The organism is Luteibacter sp. CQ10, assembly GCF_040900725.1.
Taxonomy (GTDB): domain Bacteria; phylum Pseudomonadota; class Gammaproteobacteria; order Xanthomonadales; family Rhodanobacteraceae; genus Luteibacter.
Genome location: NZ_JAEUYM010000011.1, coordinates 1 through 21254 on the forward strand (window position 1 = coordinate 1; position 21254 = coordinate 21254).

At 70.8% G+C, this 21254-nt stretch carries 3 protein-coding genes; all 3 read left to right on the top strand.

What is annotated here, in order from left to right; translation table 11 throughout:
- On the top strand, positions 1-5586 hold a 5586-nt coding region (locus JNG39_RS20950; RefSeq protein WP_368313903.1), incomplete at its 5' end, for an SDR family NAD(P)-dependent oxidoreductase.
- Between the two features lie 41 nt (positions 5587-5627).
- Complete coding sequence (locus JNG39_RS20955; RefSeq protein WP_368313904.1) at positions 5628-16535, top strand: SDR family NAD(P)-dependent oxidoreductase; 10908 nt, start codon at positions 5628-5630, stop codon at positions 16533-16535.
- A gap of 16 nt (positions 16536-16551) precedes the next feature.
- Positions 16552-21254 (top strand): SDR family NAD(P)-dependent oxidoreductase (locus tag JNG39_RS20960; RefSeq protein ID WP_368313905.1); only part of this gene is annotated, 4703 nt, incomplete at its 3' end.

Below are 21254 nucleotides of genomic sequence, written 5' to 3' on the forward strand. Positions count from 1 at the left end.
GAGATCCTGCACGCCCTGGCCGACCTGCACTGCCAGGGCTACACGCTGCCCTGGGCGCGCCTGTTCGGCACGCCGCCCCCGCGCCACATCCCGCTGCCGGGCTATCCCTTCGAGCGTGAGCGGCACTGGGTCGACGGCCACGCAGCGGTCGGGACGACCCCGTCGGCCCCCTCGATGCTCCATCCGCTGCTGCACCGGAACACCTCGACGCTGGCCGCGCAGCGTTTCACGTCGACCTTCGACGGGCGGGAGTTCTACCTTCGCGACCACGTGGTTAACGGCCGGCCGACGCTGCCCGCCGCCTGCCACATCGAGATGGCCTGCCGCGCCGCCACACTCTCGACCGAAGAAACGAGCGCGAACCATGGGATAGGCCTGCGCGACATCGCGTGGATCCGTCCCCTGGCCGTGAGTTCCGCCACCGACGTGCATACGCGACTGACGAACTCGCCGGGGGGTGACGTCGCGTTCGACATCCACACACGCGACGCGGCGACCCGCGACGAAACCGTGTTGGCCCAGGGCAGCATCGTCGTGCTCGATGCCTCCGCGCGCCGCCCCGATCGGCTCGACCTCGACGGGCTTCGCGCGAACGCCGCTCCGGCGTGGGATGGCAAGGCCCTCGCGGCCGGGCAGGGCGATGGCACGCTCCGCTACGGCGACGCTTTCCGGTCGATCGTCGCCCTACACGCCGGCGACGACCTCGACGGCCGCTACGTGCTGGCCCATCTACGCCTTCCGTCCTGCGTGGCCGATACCCACGATCGCTACATCGTCCACCCCAGCATGCTCGATGGCGCGTTGCAGGCCGTGCTCGGCGTGGCGACCGGAACCCGGCACGACGGCGACGACGGCGCGCCCACGCCGGGAACGGTGCCCTTCGCCGCCGACGCCGTGGACGTGTGGGACGTGATGCCCGCGGAGGCGTGGGCCCACCTGCGCATGCGTCCCGCGGAGCAGGTCGACGGAAATGCCGCGGCGCGGACGGCCACCATCGACGTCAACGTATGCGACGCGGAGGGGCAGGTCGTCGTCGCGATACGCGGCCTGTCGCTGATCTCGCCGGGATCGGGCGGCACGGCCGCGGATGAGCCGATCGCCACCGTCCTGCGCGGGGACGAATTCTTCCTGGCCGACCACCGGCACATCGTGCCGGGCGTGGTCTTCCTGGAAGCCGCGCGCGCCGCCGCCGAGCGACGCGAGGGGCACGCCGTCGTCGGCATGACGCACGTCGTCTGGCGAAGCCCGATGGCCGCGCCTCCCGGCGAAACCACGCTCTACACCCATCTTGCGCCAAGCGCGGCCGGAGTGGACTTCACGATATCGGCCACCGACACGCCCATGCCGGATTCGACCTGCGCCCAGGGCGTCCTGCTGACGAACGCCGACGACGCGCCGCCACGACCGCCGCGCGCGGACCTCGACGGCGTGGTCCGGCGTTGCCCGGCGCGGATCGAGGGCAGCGCATGCCACGAGCTGCTCGGCGTGATGCATGGGCCGCGGATGTTCCCCATCCGTTCGATCCGGCACGCCGAATACGAGGCGATCGCTCATCTCGAACTGCCGGCATCGGGTTTGCCGGTTCACGCCGGGGTGCTGCATCCGTCCCTGATGCACGGCGCGGTACTGGCCGCCGTTTGCTTCTCGCTGATCCAGGACGGCGAACGGCAGCTACGCCTGCCGTTCACGCTCGAGGCGTTGTGGATCCACGCGAGCACGCTGCCGTCGGCGTGCCACGCGCACGTACGCCAGGTGTCGGCGGGCGATGGCGCGATCCGGCGTTACGACATCGACGTGCTCGACACGGACGGCGAGTGCCTGGTGCGATTGGAGGGCTTCACGGCGCGATCGCCGGCGGCCGTCCGCCGACCCGACGTGATCCACGCCGTTCCCGCATGGCGGGATGCGCCGCAGGCTGCCGGCATGCGACGCGATGCGACGCACGATCCGGTCTTCCTGGTCCCGCATGGTCAGGCGTCCCTGCATCGATGCATCCTCGAGGCCTTCCCTGCGGCACGCGTCGTCCGGCTCGATCCGCCGACGTCGGCGGAGGCGATCGCGAACAACGTCCTCCGCGCGATGGCCCTGGTGCAGGAACTCATCAGCGCGGGGCGCGACGCGCACGTGCTGCTGCCGCTTCCCGACGACGAGGCCTGGCATGCCCACGCGGCGATCGAGGGGTTGCTCAAGACGGCACGCAACGAACATCCGCGTGTTCGCGGCAGGTTGCTGCGCTATCCCGCGTCCTCCCACGCCGACCCGGAAAGCCTCCGCCATTGGCTTGTCGCCGAAGCGGACGCGACGGACGACGCGAGCGCCGTCCGCTACCACGAGGGTACGCGCCAGGTTCTTCGCTGGGACGAGGCGCCCGTGCAGTCCACGACCCATGCCGGGCGTTTAACCATGCTCCAACCCGGCGACGTGGTCTGGATCACCGGGGGCGCGGGCGGCATCGGCCGATTGCTCGCCCGCCATGTCGGCAGGGAAACGGGCGTCCGCGTCGTGGTGAGCGGCAGGACGCCGCCGACCGACGACGCATGGCTTTCCATGCTGCGCGCCGACGGTATCGATGCGTGCTACGTCCGCTGCGACGTGACGCGAGCCGACGAGGTCGAGGCCGCCCTCGCCAGTGAATCGTTCCGCGGCAGGCGACTGCGCGGCGTGCTGCATGCCGCCGGGGTCGTGCGCGACGCGTGGCTCGCCCGCAAGACCTCCACCGAGGCCGCGGAGGTACTCGCGCCCAAGATCGCCGGCACGCTCGTGCTCGACGAGGCGACGCGCGACGCGCCGCTGGCGTTCTTCGCCGTGTTCTCGTCGCTCGCCGCCGTCATGGGCACTCCGGGCCAGGCCGACTACGCCGCCGCCAACGCGTTTCTCGATGCCTTCGCACTGCATCGAGAAACGCAGGTGGAGGCGGGCGTCCGGCAGGGCCACACCTGCTCGATCAACTGGCCGCTATGGCGCGAAGGTGGCATGCGCGTCGACGCGCAGACCGAGGAACAGGCCCGGCACATGATCGGGCTGGAGCCGCTGGATACCGCCGAGGCCCTGGCCAGCCTCGCCTGGGCGACGAATACGGGTACCCCACGCCTCCTGGTCGCCCAGGGGCGGCCGGATACGCTGCGCGCCGTATTGTTCGCGGACGCTCCGTCGGCCACGCCGACGGATCCGGAAAGCGCCGTTCCCCCTGTCTCGTCGACGGACGACGCCCGCCTGGCATCGCTCACGCGCGAACTCGCCGGGGTCGCCGCCACCGTCCTCAAAATGGAGGCCGACGCCATCGACGGGTCGACCGGGCTGTCGCATTACGGCTTCGACTCGATCTACCTCACGGAGTACGCCAACCACCTCAATCGCCGCTACGGCCTGAAGCTGATGCCGACGGTGTTCTTCGAATGCGCCAACCTTACCGCGCTGGCCCGGCACCTGCTGTCGCGCCACGCGGCAGCCTTCGCAGGCACCGCGGCCGCGCCCGCGGATGCGCGAAGCGCTTCGTCGCCCACGCCGGCACGCCCGTCGCGACGGGCCGGCACGGCCCAGGCATCGACGTCGGGATCCTCGATGTCCGCGCCCTCGACGTCCGTGCCCGCGCCGGTCGAAGACACGTCGAACGGCGTGGCGATCATCGGCATGAGCGGGCGTTTTCCCGGATCGGCCGACGTCGGCGAGTTCTGGACCCGCCTGGCGGACAATGCGGATCTGATCGGCGACATGCCGCTGGAACGCGTGGCCCTGACCGGCGGACTCGTCGCCGATCGCTCGGCGCTTCCGGCCGCGGTGCGCCTGGCCGGCTACATGGACGGCATCGACTGCTTCGACCCGATGTTCTTCGGCATCACCCCGATCGAGGCGGGTGCGATGGATCCGCAGCAACGGTTGTTCATCGAACACGCCTGGGCGTGCGTTGAAGACGCCGGTTACCGCGCGACCAGCCTGGCCGGCAGCCGGACCGGCGTCTTCGTCGGCGTATCCACGTCCGATTACAAAGACCTCTGCCAGCTCGCGGGCATGTCGTCGCCGTTCGGCGGCGACGCCGCGTTCCATTTCATGATCGCGAACCGGCTCTCCTACCTGCTCGACCTGCGCGGACCGAGCGAACCGGTGGATACCGCCTGCTCCAGCTCGCTGGTGGCACTGCACCGGGCGGTCCGGGCGATCCAGTCGGGAGAGTGCGAGGCCGCCCTCGTCGGCGGCGTCAACGTCATCGTCAACCCGGTCAACGGGATGCGCGCCCATCAGGCGGGCATGCTCAGCGACGACGGACGATGCAAGACCTTCGACGCGTCCGCCGACGGCTATGGCCGTGGCGAAGGGGTGGCGGTGCTCATGCTCAAGCCGCTTGCGGCCGCCAGGGCCGACCGCGACCACGTCTACGGCGTGATCGTCGGCAGCGCGGAAAACCATGGCGGCCGGGCATCGTCGCCGACCGCGCCCAACCCGCTCGCCCAGCGCCAGTTGCTGGTGGATGCCTATCGTGGCGCCGGTATCGACCCCGCCACGGTGGGATATATCGAGGCGCACGGCACCGGCACGGCCCTCGGCGATCCGGTGGAGGTCAACGCGCTCAAGGCGGCCTTCGACGAACTGCACCGCGAGCGTCGTCCTGGAAAGACCGTGCGGCGCCACTGTGCGCTCGGTTCGGTGAAGACGAACGTCGGCCATCTGGAAGCCGCGGCGGGCGTCGCCGGCGTGATCAAGGTGCTACTGATGTTCGCCCACCGGTGCATACCGGGCAACGGTCAGCTGAAGTCGCCCAATCCCTACCTGGAACTGGACGACGGCCCTTTCTACCTGGCCTGCGAGACCGTGACGTGGGCGGCGCCGGTCGACGCGGCGGGACGCGAGCTCCCGCGCCGGGCGGGCGTCAGCGGCTTCGGCATCGGCGGCTCAAACGCGCACGTGGTGCTCGAATCCTTTGAGGCGACCGAGCCGTCGCGCGCCCCCGTGCGCGCGCCCGCCCTGGTGGTGTTGTCGGCGAAGACGGCGGCCGCCCTGCGCGAGCAGGCGCAGCGCCTGCTCGCCGCCGTGAGCGGCCCCTCCGCACCCGACCTGCACGACCTGGCCTTTACCCTCCAGGTCGGACGGGAAGCCATGGACCATCGGCTCGGCTTCGTCGTCGAGTCGATGGAACAACTGGCCGGGGAACTCGCCGGCTTCGTGGCAGATCGCGCGCACAGGGGAACCGTGGGCGTCGTGACGCATCGTCCCGGCGAGTCGACGGGAGGCGATGACGACGGCACTCTCGATGCAGGCTTGCAAAAAGGCGAATACTCCAGAATGCTGGAGAGGTGGACCCGGGGGCTCGCAATCGATTGGCATCGGCTTTACGCCGGTTCGGCCGCGCATGCACGACTCTCGCCACGGCGCGTCAGCCTGCCGACCTATCCGTTCGCGAGGGAGAGCTACTGGGTGAACCTGCACGAGAGTCGACACAGCAACGGCGCGGACGCCGCGCCAACGCACGAGGCGGCGCGCGCCGGCAACGGTCCGATCGAGGCGCTGATCGACGGACTGCTGGGCCATAACCTGACTCTCGACGATGCCCTGCGAACGCTCGAACGCATGGATGCGGGGCTCCACTCATGAAGTATCCGGAGTTCGTGTTGCGGGAAACCATGGAAGGGCGGTTGACCAGATCCCAGGCGATGCGGCTCCTCGCGTATGCACGGACACCCGGCGCCGGACTGGCGTCGCCGCATCCGCTGCTGCAACAGAACACTTCCGACCTCCTGGGGCTCCGCTTCACCACGCGACTCACCGGCGAGGAGCCGTTCCTCGCCGATCACGTGGTCGGCGGCCGGAAGATGCTGCCGGGCGTCGTCGCCCTTGAAATGGCCATGGCCGCCGTCGCCTACGGCGGCGATCCGGATGGGGAAGGGAAGCGTCCGGTCGGCTTGCGCGACGTGGCGTGGCTGCGGCCGGTGGTCGCCGACGGCGACACGACGCTGCACGTCGAACTCGGCGCGCGGGACGACGGCGACGTCGACTTCGACATCGTCGCGAGCAGCCCGCCCGGCGAGCGTGTCGCCCACGTCCAGGGCCGCGTGTGTCATCGCTCCGCCGTCGCCGATGACGAACCGCCGGTGCTCGACCTCGACGGACTGCGGGCCGCCTGCGCACGCATCCTCGATGCGGATACCTGCTATGCGACGTTCGCCGCCGCCGGCATCGACTACGGTCCCACTCATCGCGGGCTGCAGGAAGTGCACGTCGGCGCGGATGCCGACGGACGGCCTTTCGCGTTGGCCCGGATCGCCTTGCATGACGATGCCGCCGGTTCCGGCTACACGCTGAGCCCGGGCATGATGGACAGTGCGCTTCAGGCGGCGATCGCGCTGCTCGCGGACGACGTCGCCGGGGACGGTGGCCAGGCGCGCGCACGCCAGCCGATGATTCCGTTCGCGCTCGACGGTCTCGACGTCTTCCATCCCGCGCCGACGACCGGGTGGGCCTATCTGCGCCCATCGGCACCAGGCGATTCGCTGCACACGCTGGACGTGGATCTGTGCGACGCGTCCGGACGGCTCTGCGTGCGCTTCGACGGGCTCGCCTCGCGCGCCTACGGCCGGGAAGCGGCGCCGGTCGACGTTGCCACGCCGCTGCCCCTCTCGGCCGAGGCGACGACCGCGGACGACGACACGGGGGAGCTGCACGAGCGGACCGTCGCCTATCTCAAGGACCTGCTGTCGCGCACGTTGCGACTGCCACCGACGCGGATCGACGCACGGGCACCGCTGGAACACTACGGCATCGACTCGATCCTGGCTCTGCAACTCGTCGCGGCACTGCAGGAGGCGTTCGGCTCGCTGCCGAAGACGCTGATGTTCGAGTACCAGAGCATCGACGCGCTGGCCGGCTATTTCATCGAACGGCATCGTCCGGCGCTGGTCGCGCGACTGCCGTGGGCCGGCGCGCCGGCGCCTCTCGCGCCGGCCGCGGGCACGGCCACGCCGGTCGCCGGGGCCGCACCGCGCGCGCGTCGTCGCCGTTTCGCCGACGCGCTCCCCGCAGCCGCCCCGGTTGCGAGCGCCGGCATCGCCATCGTCGGCATGAGCGGGCGTTATCCGCAGGCCGTCGACCTGGACGCCTATTGGGACAACCTGCGCGCGGGGCGCGACAGCATCACGCCGATCCCGGCCCAACGCTGGGACCTGCACGGCTTCTTCGACCCGCACAAGGGCACCCTGGGCCGCAGCTACAGCAAGTGGGGCGGCTTCATCGACGACGTCGACCGCTTCGATGCGCTGTTCTTCCAGGTCTCGCCCCGCGAGGCGCAGTTCCTCGATCCGCAGGAGCGGCTCTTCCTCGAATGCGCCTACGCGACGCTGGAAGACGCCGGCTACACCCGCGACACCTTGCGCGGCGAAGACGACCCGGGCGACGCGGTGGGGGTGTTCGTCGGCGTCATGTACGAGGAGTACCAGCTCTACGGCGCGCAGGCGCAGGCCCTGGGCGAGCCCTTCGCCCTGGGCGGCAGCGCCTCGTCGATCGCCAACCGCGTCTCGTACTACTGCAACCTGCACGGCCCGAGCCTGGCGGTGGACACCATGTGTTCCAGCTCGCTCACCGCGATCCACCTGGCTTGCCGCAGCCTGCGCGCCGGCGAATGCCAGGCGGCGATCGCCGGCGGCGTCAACGTGTCGGTGCATCCGAACAAGTACCTGGCCATCTCCCAGGCCCAGTTCGCCTCCAGCCGCGGACGCTGCGAGAGCTTCGGCGCGCATGGCGACGGCTACGTGCCCGGCGAGGGCGTGGGCGCGGTGCTGCTCAAGCCGTTGGAACGGGCGATCGCCGCGGGCGACCACATCCACGGCGTCATCCTCGGCAGCGCAATCAACCACGGCGGCAAGACCAACGGCTACACCGTGCCCAACCCGCAGGCGCAGGCGCGCGTGGTCGCCCAGGCGCTGCGCGAGGCGGGCGTGGACGCGCGCCAGGTCGGCTATGTCGAGGCCCACGGCACCGGCACCAGCCTGGGCGATCCGATCGAGATCGCCGGCCTCACCCAGGCCTTCGCCCAGTTCACCGCCGACCGGCAGTACTGCGCGATCGGTTCGGTGAAGTCCAACATCGGCCACCTGGAAAGCGCCGCCGGCATCGCCGGCCTGGCCAAGGTGCTCCTGCAGATGCGCCACGGCGAATTGGTGCCCTCGCTGCATGCGCAGGAGCTCAACCCGCACATCGGCTTCGAGGACACGCCTTTCCGCGTCCAGCGCACGCTGGAGCCCTGGCCGCGTCCGCGGGGCGAGCGCGACGGCGAGTCGCGGGAGATGCCACGTATCGCCGGCCTGTCGTCCTTCGGCGCCGGCGGGGCCAACGCGCACCTGATCGTGCGCGAGTACATCGCCCCGGCCGTCGCGGCCGCCACCGCGCCGATGCGGCCGCAGGTCGTGCCGCTGTCGGCGCGCAGCGGCGAGCGGCTGGCCGAGCAGGTCCGGCGCCTGCTCGCCCACCTCGAGCGCGAGACCCCGGCCCTGGACGACCTCGCCTACACCTTGCAGGTCGGTCGTGAGGCGATGGACCACCGGCTGGCCTTCGTCGTCGGTACGCTCGACGAATTGCGCATGCGCCTGCGCGACTACCTCGCGCACGGCGCGCAGGGCGCGCATACGCATCAGGGCGAAGTCCGCCGGCAGGACGCGCTGGCCCTGTTCGGCAGCGACGACGAACTCCGGCACGCGCTCGCCCGCTGGATCGAGCGCGGCAAGTACGGCCGGCTGCTCGCGCTGTGGGTGCAGGGGGTGCCGGTCGACTGGCGCGGCCTGCATGCCGGCCGCGCCCCGCGACGCGTGCCGCTGCCCACCTATCCGTTCGACCGCGAACGCTTCTGGGCGCCAGACGAGCGCAAGCGCAAGTCCATCGACGACGTGCAGTCGGTGCTCCATCCGCTGCTGCATCGAAATACATCCGACCTTGACGAACAGCGTTTCACCTCGTGCTTCACGGGCGAGGAATTCTTCCTCAGCGACCACCGCGTGCACGGACGGCGCCTGCTTCCCGCGGTCGCCTACCTCGAGATGGCGCGTGCCGCGATCGAACACGGTGGCGGCGAGCACGGCACCGGCATGTTCGAGCTGCGCCATGTCTCGTGGGGTGAACCGACGGTGGCCGATACCGACGACGTGGCCCTGCACGTCGCCCTGTATCCGCAAGGCGAGGACGAGATCGAGTTCGAGATCTACAGCGAGGGAGCGTCCGGGCGCGTCGTGCATTCGCAGGGCAACGTGCCGCGTCGCAGCTCCGTCGAGGCGCCGATGGTGGCGCTCGACGATTGGGCCGATGTGCGCCGCGTCGACGGCGACGCCTGCTACGCCCTGCACCAGGCCGGTGGCCTGGATTACCTGCCGGCGATGCGTGCCATCGAATCGCTGCGCATCCGCGAACGCGAGGATGGGCGCCACGAAGTGCTTGCGTCGCTGGTACTCCCGGAACCGGTGCGCGGCACGGCCGACCGCTACCTCCTGCATCCCAGCCTCATGGACGGTGCCCTGCAGGCGATCGCGGGGCTGTGGATGCCGGAGGACGGCGTCGCGCCGAACGGGTCCGCCGATGCCGCGCTGCTGCCCTTCGCGCTCGATTCGCTGCAGATCTGGGCCGCGTGCGGCGAACGCGCCGTCGCGCTCATCCGCGAACGCGACGGCGACGGTGCGCGATCGCGTGTCGTCGACGTCGACCTCTGCGACGAGCGGGGCCGTGTGGCGATCCGCCTGCGCGGTCTCACCTCGCGTCGACTGGCCGGCGAGGTGCTGAGGCCGCGCACCGGTCCGGCGATGCTGATGACGCCACGGTGGCACGCACGCGCTCTGGCCTCGGCCGGTAACGCACCCGTCGATCGAGCCGCGCGATGGATCGTCCTCGACGCCGCCTTCGCCCATCACCTGGATGCGCTTCGCGCCGAAGATGCCGCGTCGCGTTGGCTCGTGTTGCCCCCGGTCGTCGACGTGGCGTCGCTTGCGGATGCATGGGAAGCGGTCTTCCAGACCGTTCGCGACATGCTCCAGGGAGGGCCCCGCGACACGGTGACGCTGCAATTGATGATCGCCCGGCATGGCGATGCCTGGGGAGCGTCGCAAGGGTCTCTCACGGGCTCGGTCGCGGGCCTGCTCAAGAGCGCGACGCTGGAAAATCCGCTGTTTCGCGGCCAGGTCATCGAATTGCCGACGGACACCGATGCCGCGACGCTGGGCGAGACCTCGCGCTCGAACCTTTCCGCTGCGGCGGACGAGGTCCAGGTCCGCTACCGCGACGGCGGGCGCGAGGTGTTCGCGCTGGACGAGACGCCGGTCGAGCTGGACCAGGCGGCGGCCGGGCCATGGAAGGACGGTGGCGTGTACTGGATCACCGGCGGTGCGGGTGGGCTGGGCCTGATCGTCGCACGCGACATCGCCCGACGGGTGCGTGGTGCCCGCCTGGTGCTCACCGGACGCTCTGCGCTGGATGCGTCGAAACGACGGCTCGTCGCGAGCCTGGCGGCAGACGGCCACGACTTGCGCGTGGACTACCTGGCACTGGACGTCGCCGATGCGGATGCCGTGCATGCCTGCGTGCGGGACATCCTCGCCATGCATGGCCGCCTGGACGGCATCGTCCACAGCGCCGGCGTCATCGAGGATGCCTTCATCCTGCGCAAATCGGTCGAGCAGCTCCGCGCGGTGTGGTCGGCCAAGGTGGCCGGGACGGTCAATCTCGACCTTGCCACCCGCGACGTCCCGCTCGACTGCTTCCTGCTTTTCTCGTCGGTCGCGGGCATCGTCGGCGGCGTGGGCCAATGCGACTACGCCACCGCGAACGCCTTCCTCGACGCGTTCGCACGTCATCGGCAACGCTGCGTCGCCGACGGCACGCGCCATGGCCGCACGCTGTCGATCGACTGGCCGTTGTGGGCCGACGGCGGCATGCGCCTGGACCCCGCCATACTCCGCCAGTTGAACGGGCAGGGGATCCACGCGCTGGAAACCGAACAGGGTCTCGTCGCCCTGCGACAGGCGTGGGCGACGCGCCATGCGCAGGTCCTGGTCATCGGCGGCGCGCCCATGCCGTCGTCCGTCGTCGCCGGGACGCCGGCGGATACCGGCGCCACGGATGACGAGAGTGCGCCACACCTGCCGCCGACCGTTGGTACCGATGCCGGCGATCTCGTCGACGGCACGGTGGCGTACCTGAAAGGACTGTTGTCGCAGGCGTTGAAGCTTTCGCCGGATCGCATCGATCCGGCGGCGCCCATGGAGCAGTACGGCATCGACTCGATCCTGGCCGTGCAACTCGTCGCGGCACTGCAGGAGGCGTTCGGCTCGCTGCCGAAGACGCTGATGTTCGAGTACCAGAGCATCGACGCGCTGGCCGGCTATTTCATCGAACGGCATCGTCCGGCGCTGGTCGCGCGACTGCCGTGGGCCGGCGCGCCGGCGCCTCTCGCGCCGGCCGCGGGCACGGCCACGCCGGTCGCCGGGGCCGCACCGCGCGCGCGTCGTCGCCGTTTCGCCGACGCGCTCCCCGCAGCCGCCCCGGTTGCGAGCGCCGGCATCGCCATCGTCGGCATGAGCGGGCGTTATCCGCAGGCCGTCGACCTGGACGCCTATTGGGACAACCTGCGCGCGGGGCGCGACAGCATCACGCCGATCCCGGCCCAACGCTGGGACCTGCACGGCTTCTTCGACCCGCACAAGGGCACCCTGGGCCGCAGCTACAGCAAGTGGGGCGGCTTCATCGACGACGTCGACCGCTTCGATGCGCTGTTCTTCCAGGTCTCGCCCCGCGAGGCGCAGTTCCTCGATCCGCAGGAGCGGCTCTTCCTCGAATGCGCCTACGCGACGCTGGAAGACGCCGGCTACACCCGCGACACCTTGCGCGGCGAAGACGACCCGGGCGACGCGGTGGGGGTGTTCGTCGGCGTCATGTACGAGGAGTACCAGCTCTACGGCGCGCAGGCGCAGGCCCTGGGCGAGCCCTTCGCCCTGGGCGGCAGCGCCTCGTCGATCGCCAACCGCGTCTCGTACTACTGCAACCTGCACGGCCCGAGCCTGGCGGTGGACACCATGTGTTCCAGCTCGCTCACCGCGATCCACCTGGCTTGCCGCAGCCTGCGCGCCGGCGAATGCCAGGCGGCGATCGCCGGCGGCGTCAACGTGTCGGTGCATCCGAACAAGTACCTGGCCATCTCCCAGGCCCAGTTCGCCTCCAGCCGCGGACGCTGCGAGAGCTTCGGCGCGCATGGCGACGGCTACGTGCCCGGCGAGGGCGTGGGCGCGGTGCTGCTCAAGCCGTTGGAACGGGCGATCGCCGCGGGCGACCACATCCACGGCGTCATCCTCGGCAGCGCAATCAACCACGGCGGCAAGACCAACGGCTACACCGTGCCCAACCCGCAGGCGCAGGCGCGCGTGGTCGCCCAGGCGCTGCGCGAGGCGGGCGTGGACGCGCGCCAGGTCGGCTATGTCGAGGCCCACGGCACCGGCACCAGCCTGGGCGATCCGATCGAGATCGCCGGCCTCACCCAGGCCTTCGCCCAGTTCACCGCCGACCGGCAGTACTGCGCGATCGGTTCGGTGAAGTCCAACATCGGCCACCTGGAAAGCGCCGCCGGCATCGCCGGCCTGGCCAAGGTGCTCCTGCAGATGCGCCACGGCGAATTGGTGCCCTCGCTGCATGCGCAGGAGCTCAACCCGCACATCGGCTTCGAGGACACGCCTTTCCGCGTCCAGCGCACGCTGGAGCCCTGGCCGCGTCCGCGGGGCGAGCGCGACGGCGAGTCGCGGGAGATGCCACGTATCGCCGGCCTGTCGTCCTTCGGCGCCGGCGGGGCCAACGCGCACCTGATCGTGCGCGAGTACATCGCCCCGGCCGTCGCGGCCGCCACCGCGCCGATGCGGCCGCAGGTCGTGCCGCTGTCGGCGCGCAGCGGCGAGCGGCTGGCCGAGCAGGTCCGGCGCCTGCTCGCCCACCTCGAGCGCGAGACCCCGGCCCTGGACGACCTCGCCTACACCTTGCAGGTCGGTCGTGAGGCGATGGACCACCGGCTGGCCTTCGTCGTCGGTACGCTCGACGAATTGCGCATGCGCCTGCGCGACTACCTCGCGCACGGCGCGCAGGGCGCGCATACGCATCAGGGCGAAGTCCGCCGGCAGGACGCGCTGGCCCTGTTCGGCAGCGACGACGAACTCCGGCACGCGCTCGCCCGCTGGATCGAGCGCGGCAAGTACGGCCGGCTGCTCGCGCTGTGGGTGCAGGGGGTGCCGGTCGACTGGCGCGGCCTGCACGCCGGCCGCGCCCCGCGACGCGTGCCGCTGCCCACCTATCCGTTCGCGCCGGAACACTACTGGGTGCCGGGCATCGCCCGGCCCGTCGACCGTATCGCGGCCGGCGCGGCGCCCGCCCGGCGTCGTCGCATTCTTTCGAAAGTATGGCGACCCTCGGAGCTTTCCGTCGCCGCACCTTCCACGCAGCGCGTGCTGGTCGTCACGGACGACCCATCGGCTGGCCTGGTCACGGCCCTGCGCGCGCGCCTGCCCAACGGGCACGCCGTGACACCGGCGGACTTCCAGGCGATGCCGGCGGAAACGATCGGCGACTACGAGGGCGTCATCGAACTTGCATTGGAGCCCACCACCGACGACGCCACCCTGCGCCGGCTGGGCCCTTGGCAGGCATGGGTCCGCGCGCGCGCCGCGCACGGTGGTCGCGCACTCTGCGTAACCCGCGGACGCGAAGAAGTGCACGCCGCGCGCATCGACGACGGCACGACGTGGCATGCCGCGCTGGTACGTGGCCTGCAAAGCGAATACACCCGGTTGTCCACCCGACAGCTCGACCTCGACGCCGTGGGTGACGACGTCGAACGCGAGGCTGGGTGGATCCACGCCGAATGGCTCGCCGACACCCGCGACGTGCAGGCGCTACGGCAGCGAGGTGTCCGCCACGTCGCGACGCTGGAAGACGCCCCGGCGCCCCGTGCAGGAGACGGCCGCACGCACCGCTTCGCACCCGACGAGGTGTTGTGGATCACCGGCGGAACGCGAGGGCTGGGCCACCTGTGCGCACGTCATTTCGTCCACCGTCACGGTGCGCGTCGGCTTCTGCTCAGCTGTCGCGAGGCGTTCCCCGCCCGGGAGCAGTGGCCGGAGGTAGCCGCCGGAACGGGACCCTTCGCGGCGCGCGTGCGAGACCTGTTGGCGCTCGAAGCCGCCGGCGCGTCGATCCGCGTGTCGAGCGTCCCGCTGGACGACGAAGCCGCCCTGGCTCGTGAACTGGAGCAGGTCGTCGATACGATGGGTCCCATCCGCGGCCTCATCCATTGCGCGGGGCGGCTCGATGCGAACGATCTGGCCTTCGTGGGCAAGTCGCTCGACGGCATCGCCAGCGTGCTGCAACCGAAGGTCGCTGGACTGAACAATGTCTTCGCCCGATTGCATGACCAGCCGCTGGCCTTCGCCGCGCTATTCTCGTCGGTATCCGCGGTGCTGCCGGCGCTGGCCGTGGGGCAAACCGACTACGCTGCCGCCAACGCCTACATGGACAGCGTCGCCGTGACGAGGGCGGCCGCCGGTGAGCCGGTCGTCAGCCTGCAGTGGCCCAGTTGGGCACAGACCGGGATGGGCGCGGCGCACGGTCGTCCGTACAGGGAGAGTGGCCTGCTTACCCTCGACGACGACGAGGGCCTGGCCCTGCTCGATGACCTGCTCGCCGCCGGCTACCGCGGCGCCGTCCTGCCCGCATGGGTCGACGACGAACGGTGGTCCGCCGGTCCGTTGCGCCACGCGCCGCCGCCGACCCGTGCGCCGAGTCCCGCCGCCGTGGACGCGCCGCGCGTTCCGGTCGGCACCGATGCCGGCATCGAGTCATGGCTGTTGACGCTCGCCGCGGGGCACCTCGACATCGAACCGTCCCGCATCGATCCGCTCGCGCCCTTGTCCGACTACGGCGCGGACTCGGTCATGCTCGCCCAGCTCCTGGCACCGGTCGGCAAGGCGGTCGGTCAGGTCCTGGATCCGTCGATCCTCTACGAACATCCGAGCATCGCCGCTTTCGCGGGCTGGCTGCGACGTCATCACGGCGAGGCCCTGGCGGCGATTGCCATCGCGTCGCATGCGCCGGTAGACGCGCCGCCCGGGGCCGATGTCGCTCGTGCGTCCACCCTGGCGGTGGCCCGCCCGCCATCCACGGCAGCCGCGAACGGCGATATCGCGGTGGTGGGCATGGCATGCCGCTTCGCCGGTTGCGACACGCTCGACGCGTACTGGGCACTCCTGCGCGACGGTCGCTCGTCGATCCGGCCGCTCGCCGAACAACGCTGGGCGGGTGGCGGTGACGACCATGCGGCGCTGCTGGACGACCCGGCGCGTTTCGACGCGGACTATTTCCGGCTCGCGCCGGCTGACGCGCGAGCGATGGATCCGCAGGCGCTGATCCTGCTCGAGGAATCGCTGAAGACCTGGTACCACGCCGGTTACCGTCCCGACGAGGTTCGCGGCTCGCAGACCGGGGTCTACCTCGGCGCACGATCGCAGCACCGGGCCGACGACGCACGCCTGGGCCAGGCGCCGAACCCGATCCTCGCTACCGGCCAGAACTACCTCGCCGCCAACGTCTCGCAGTTCTTCGACCTGCGCGGTCCCAGCCTCATGGTGGATACGGCGTGCTCGTCGGCCCTGGTGGCCGCGGATCTCGCCGTGCAGGCGCTGCGCTCGGGCCGGGTCGGGTCGGCCCTGGTGGGCGGGGTGAACGTACTGCAGACGGGCGCGGCGCTCGCGTTGTTCAGGCAGCGGGGCCTTTTGCAACCGGAAGGCCGTTTCCACGTCTTCGATCGACGCGCGCAGGGCGCGATCCTCGGCGAGGGCGCCGGCATGGTGCTGCTCAAGACGCTCGAGCGGGCCCGCGCCGACGGCGACACCGTCTACGCCGTCGTCAAGGCGACAGGCATCAACAACGACGGACGCACTGCCGGACCGGGCGCGCCGAACATGCATGCCCAGGTCGACGTCATGCGCGAAGCGCTGGTCGCCAGCGGCCTGCGCGCCGAAGACGTCACCCACGTTGAGGCGAACGGCGCGGGCTCGCCAGTGAGCGACCTGCTCGAGCTGAAGGCGATCGCCGCGGTATACGGCGGCTTCGAACGTCGCTGCGAGCTCGGTTCGATGAAGCCGAACATCGGTCATCCCCTCTGCGCGGAAGGTATCGCGAGCTTCATCAAGGTCGCGCTCATGCTCCACCATCGCCGACGCGTGCCGTTTCTTTCGGCCGAACAGCCCCTGGCGCATTTCGATGCCGACGCGGCGGGGCTGTCGTTCTGCCGCGATCACGGTGCGTGGGAATCAGCGTTGCCGACGGCGGCGATCAACTCCTTCGCCGATGGCGGTACCAACGCGCATGTCGTGCTGTCGGCCTTCGACGCCGCCGGTTACGTACCGACGCGATCGCCCCTGCAGGCGCCCGCATTGAACCGCATCGACCTGGCCGCGCCCGCGCCGGCCGCCGTCCACGTGCCGGCGAAGCGTGCGACGGGGAATTTCTGGAAAGAAGAGCCCGCGACCAGTCACTGAAAAGGCAGCGATTGCAATGGATTCCTTGCGAGACGAGTTCCGCCTGAGCGCACGGCATCCGGTGCTGCGCGATCACGTCGTTCACGGGCGGCACGTGCTCCCCGGGCTGGCCTACGTGGATCTGGTGTACCAACTGCTTCGCGAGCATGGATTCGACCATCGCCAGTGGACGCTGCGCCGCCTTTCCATCTACCACCCGCTGTCCGTATCAGCCGGCGAGGAGATACACGTCGAAATCGATGGACGCCGCATCGACGACGCCACGTGGCAGGTCGACATCCATGGCACACCGCCGGGCGAGCCCCGGCGGCGCTACGGCAGTGTTAGGGTCGTTCGCGGCGAACCGGTCCGGTTCGACGAGACGATCGACCTGCACGCGGTAGCGGCAGCATGCGTGGAGCGTATTCCGCTGGAGCGTATCCACGCGCAGTGTGTCGCGCACGGATTGGTCCATCGCGCCTTCATGAAACCCTCCGGCGTGCGCTATCGCACGGCGGAAGCGATCTACGTCGACTGCGCGGTCGACGCGGCAAGCCGGGCGGAGGGGATGGCGCTGCTGTTCCATCCGGCCTTGCTCGACAGCTGCGCCATCGGTACGGGCGGCCTCGCCACGGCGGCGGAGCACGATGGACCGTTGCCGCTGCTGCTGCCGATATCGTTCGATGCGTTCCGCGCTTCGCGCCCGCTGGACGGACGCTGCGTGGCCCGCATCCGGCACGATGCCCTGCGCATGCGTGGCGATGTGGGTTCGGTCACGCTCGACTTCTTCGATGAGACGGGCGCCAAGGTCGCCGAGCTCATCGACCTGTCCACCAAGGCGGTGGCCGCGCCGGCCGCGTCCATCGGCGGCACCGACGATCTCGACCCGGTGCATGTGCTGGAGGACTTCGTTCGTGAGATCGTCGCCCGGCACCTGGGCGTCGGCCCCGACGACGTGGATGCGGATTGTGGGTTCTACGACATGGGCCTGGATTCGGCGTCCCTGCTGGAACTGTCTCAGGTCGTTGAGGATCGCCTGTCTGTGCCGATGCCGCCGACCTTGCTTTTCGAACACACCACGCCGCGTGCGCTGGCCCGACACCTGCGCGAACGGGGCGGCGAGCCACCGACGACGACCGCCGCGACGGCGACGGGCGCCTGCGCGACGGACGACGTATCCGTAGAGGGCGTCGCCATCGTCGGTATGGCGGGACGTTTTCCCGAGGCGAGCGACGTCCGTGAACTGTGGCGCAACCTCCTGGCCGGTCGCGATTGCGTATCGGAGGTTCCTCCCTCGCGTTGGGACTGGCACCTGCTCGATCCGGTGATCTCGGCCTCCGGCAAGGCCATGTCGCGGTGGGGCGGTTTCATCGCCGACGCCGACAGCTTCGACGCGGAATTCTTCCACGTGGTGCCACGCGACGCGGAAACCATGGATCCGCAGGAACGCAAGTTCGTCGAGGTCGCCTGGGAAGCCATCGAGGATGCCGGCCACACGCCGGCGACGCTGGCGGCGGCGCGGCCCGGCGGCCCGGCCCGGACGGTCGGTGTTTTCGCCGGCGCGATGCACAAGGACTACGCGCTGCTGGGCGTGGAGCGCCTGCGCGACCGCCAGTTGCTGCCGTTGTCGCTGTCGTCGGGAATGATCGCGAACCGGGTGTCCTACGTGTGCGATTTCCACGGCCCGAGCATCACCGTGGACACGCTGTGCTCGTCATCGCTGACGGCCGTGCATCTGGCGGTGGAAAGCCTGCGGCGCGGAGAATGCGACGCGGCCCTCGCCGGTGGCGTGAACCTGTCCCTGCACCCGGCGAAATACCTCGGCTACGGCATGGCCGACATGCACTCGAGCGACGGACGCTGCCGCAGTTTCGGCGAGGGTGGCGACGGCTACGTACCCGCCGAGGCGGTCGGCGCCGTGCTGCTCAAGCCGTTGCGCGACGCGCTGGCCGAGGGCGACGCGATCTATGCGGTGATTCGCGGCAGCGCCGTCAACCACGGTGGGGCGGTCAGTGGCTTCTCCGTGCCCAGCCCCGTCGCCCAGGCGGCGATGATCGAGGCTTGCCTCGCCAGGGCGGGCGTCGACGCGCGCAGCATCGGCTACGTCGAAGCCCACGGCACGGGTACGTCGCTCGGTGACCCGATCGAGATCGAAGGACTTACCCGCGCGTTTCGCCGCATGACCGACGACGTCGGCTTCTGCGCGATCGGATCGTTGAAGTCCAACATCGGACACGCCGAGGGTGCCGCCGGCATCGCCGGCCTCATCAAGGCGGCATTGCAGCTGAAGCACCGCACGCGCGTGGCGTCGCTCCACGCGAACACGCCCCATCCGCGCATCGACTGGGCGAACAGTCCTTTCGTCGTGCAGACGCGTACGGAGGCATGGTCGGCACCGACCCTGGTGGACGACGCCGGCACGCCGGTACCGCGCCGGGCCGCGCTCAGCTCGTTCGGCGCCACCGGCTCGAACGCGCACGTCGTGCTCGAGGAATACGTCGACAACGACAGCGCGATGCGGCGCGCTTCCGGGGAACCCGCGCTGGTCGTCCTGTCCGCACGGGACGCGACGCGGCTGCGCGCGCTTGCCTGGCGGCTGCACACGTTCCTGGAGCAGGTCGACATACCGCTGGACGATCTCGCCTACACGCTCCAGGTCGGACGCGTGGCGCTCGATCATCGGCTGGCTTTCATCGTGCGCGACACGGCGGAACTGACGCGGCGCCTGCGTGACTTCGCACGCGACGGCGTGGCGCAGGCCAACGGATCGTCGTTCACGGGCGAGCGTACGCGCGACCGCGAGGCATGGAACGCGAACTCCCGCGACGAACGGGCGTCGACGCGCGCAACGACCTGGATGCGTGAGGGCGACCTCGTATCGATCGCGCACGCGTGGACGGGCGGTGCGTCGATCGACTGGATTCGGGCGAACGAGGATTCGGCCGCGCGGCGAGTCAACCTGCCGGGTTATCCGTTCGCCAAGGTCCGTCACTGGTTTCCGGATGCATCGTCGGCACCGACCGACGACGTCGCATCGGCGCGTCCGCTGCTGCTGACGCCGGACTGGGTGCCGTTCACGGCGGGCCCGACGACGGCGCCGGTCGAGGGTGAGCGCTGGGTGCTGCTGGCCGGCTGGCCGGCGGGCACGACGGCGGCGGCGCTGGCGGCGCAGCTGCCGGCGGCGCGGGTCGATGTGCTGGCGGCCGACGACGGCGCCAGTCTCGACGCGCGCGTGGCGCGGGCGGGCTGGCAATTGCTGGAGCGGGTCCAGGCATGGTTGCGCACGACGCCGGGCACGGGCCTGCACGTGCAGGTGGTGGTCCCGGCGGCGGCGCCGGTGTTCCAGGCCTTGAGCGGCTTACTGAAGACGGCGCGACTGGAGCAGCCGCGCCTGCGCGGCCAGGTGCTGGGCGTGGCCTCGCTGGACGACGCTTCGCAGGTGGCGGCGTGCCTGGCCCTGGCGGCGCGGGGCGAGGCGGCGGAGCTGCGCTTCGACGGCGAGGTGGCACAGGCGCGGAGCTACCGGCCGCTGGCCGGCCCGGCGACCGGCGACGGCCCGTGGAAGCGCGACGGGGTGTATCTGATCACCGGCGGCGGCGGTGGCGTGGGCCAGTTGTTCGCCCGGGAGATCGGCGCGCGCGCGCCGGGCGCGACGGTGGTGCTGAGCGGACGCTCGGCGGCCTCGGCGGCGGTGGAGGCGACGCTGTCGTCGTTGCGCGCGGCGGGCCTGCGCGTGGCCTACGAGCGCGCCGACGTAACCGACGCGGCGAGCGTGACGGCGCTGGTGGCGACGATCCTGGCGCGCCACGGCCGGCTGGACGGGGTGGTGCACGCGGCGGGCGTGCTCGCCGACGGATTCCTGCTGAAGAAGCGCGAGGCCGACTACGCGGCGGTCCTGGCGCCGAAGGTGCGCGGCACGGTGTTGCTGGACCGGGCCACGCGCGAGCTGCCGCTGGATTGCTTCGTGCTGTTCTCCTCGGCGACGGGGGCGCACGGCAACGTGGGGCAGGGCGATTACGCGCTGGCCAACGCGTTCATGGATGCGTACGCGCAGGAGCGCTCGGCGGCGGTGGCCCGGGGCGAGGCGCACGGGCACACGCTGTCGGTGGGCTGGCCGCTGTGGGAGGAGGGCGGCATGCGGGTGGACGCGTTGCGCCGTGAGGAGCTGCGCGCATCGGGGATCGAGGCGATGCCGACGGCGGCGGCGATGACGGCGTTCGCGCAGGCCTATGCGAGCGGCCAGGCGCAGGTGCAGGTGCTGTACGGCGCCACGCGCCCGGCGCAGTCGCCGTCGGTACCGCCCTCGACATCGACATCGACATCGGTCGCGGCGCCGGCGGCGACGCTGGGCCCGCGCGTGCTTGCGCGGGTGCAGGCGCTGTTCGCCGCGGTGACCAAGCTGAGCGCATCGCGGATCGACGTGGACGAGCCGCTGGAGAGCTACGGCATCGATTCGATCATGGTCATGCAGTTGAACGCGCGCCTGGCGACCGTGTTCGAGGAGGTCTCCAAGACCCTGTTCTACGAGTACCCGACCCTGGCCGGCGTGGCCGCGCACCTGGTCGCCAGCGACCCGGCGGCGTGCGCGCGCTGGACCGGCGACGCGACCCCGGTCGCTCCGGGCGCCGACCATGAACCTCGGCCAGCGCCGACTCCGTCGCCTGCGCCACGCCCCGCGCCCGCCGAGCGGGCGATCGCCATCGTCGGCCTGAGCGGCCGCTACGCCGGCGCGGCCGACCT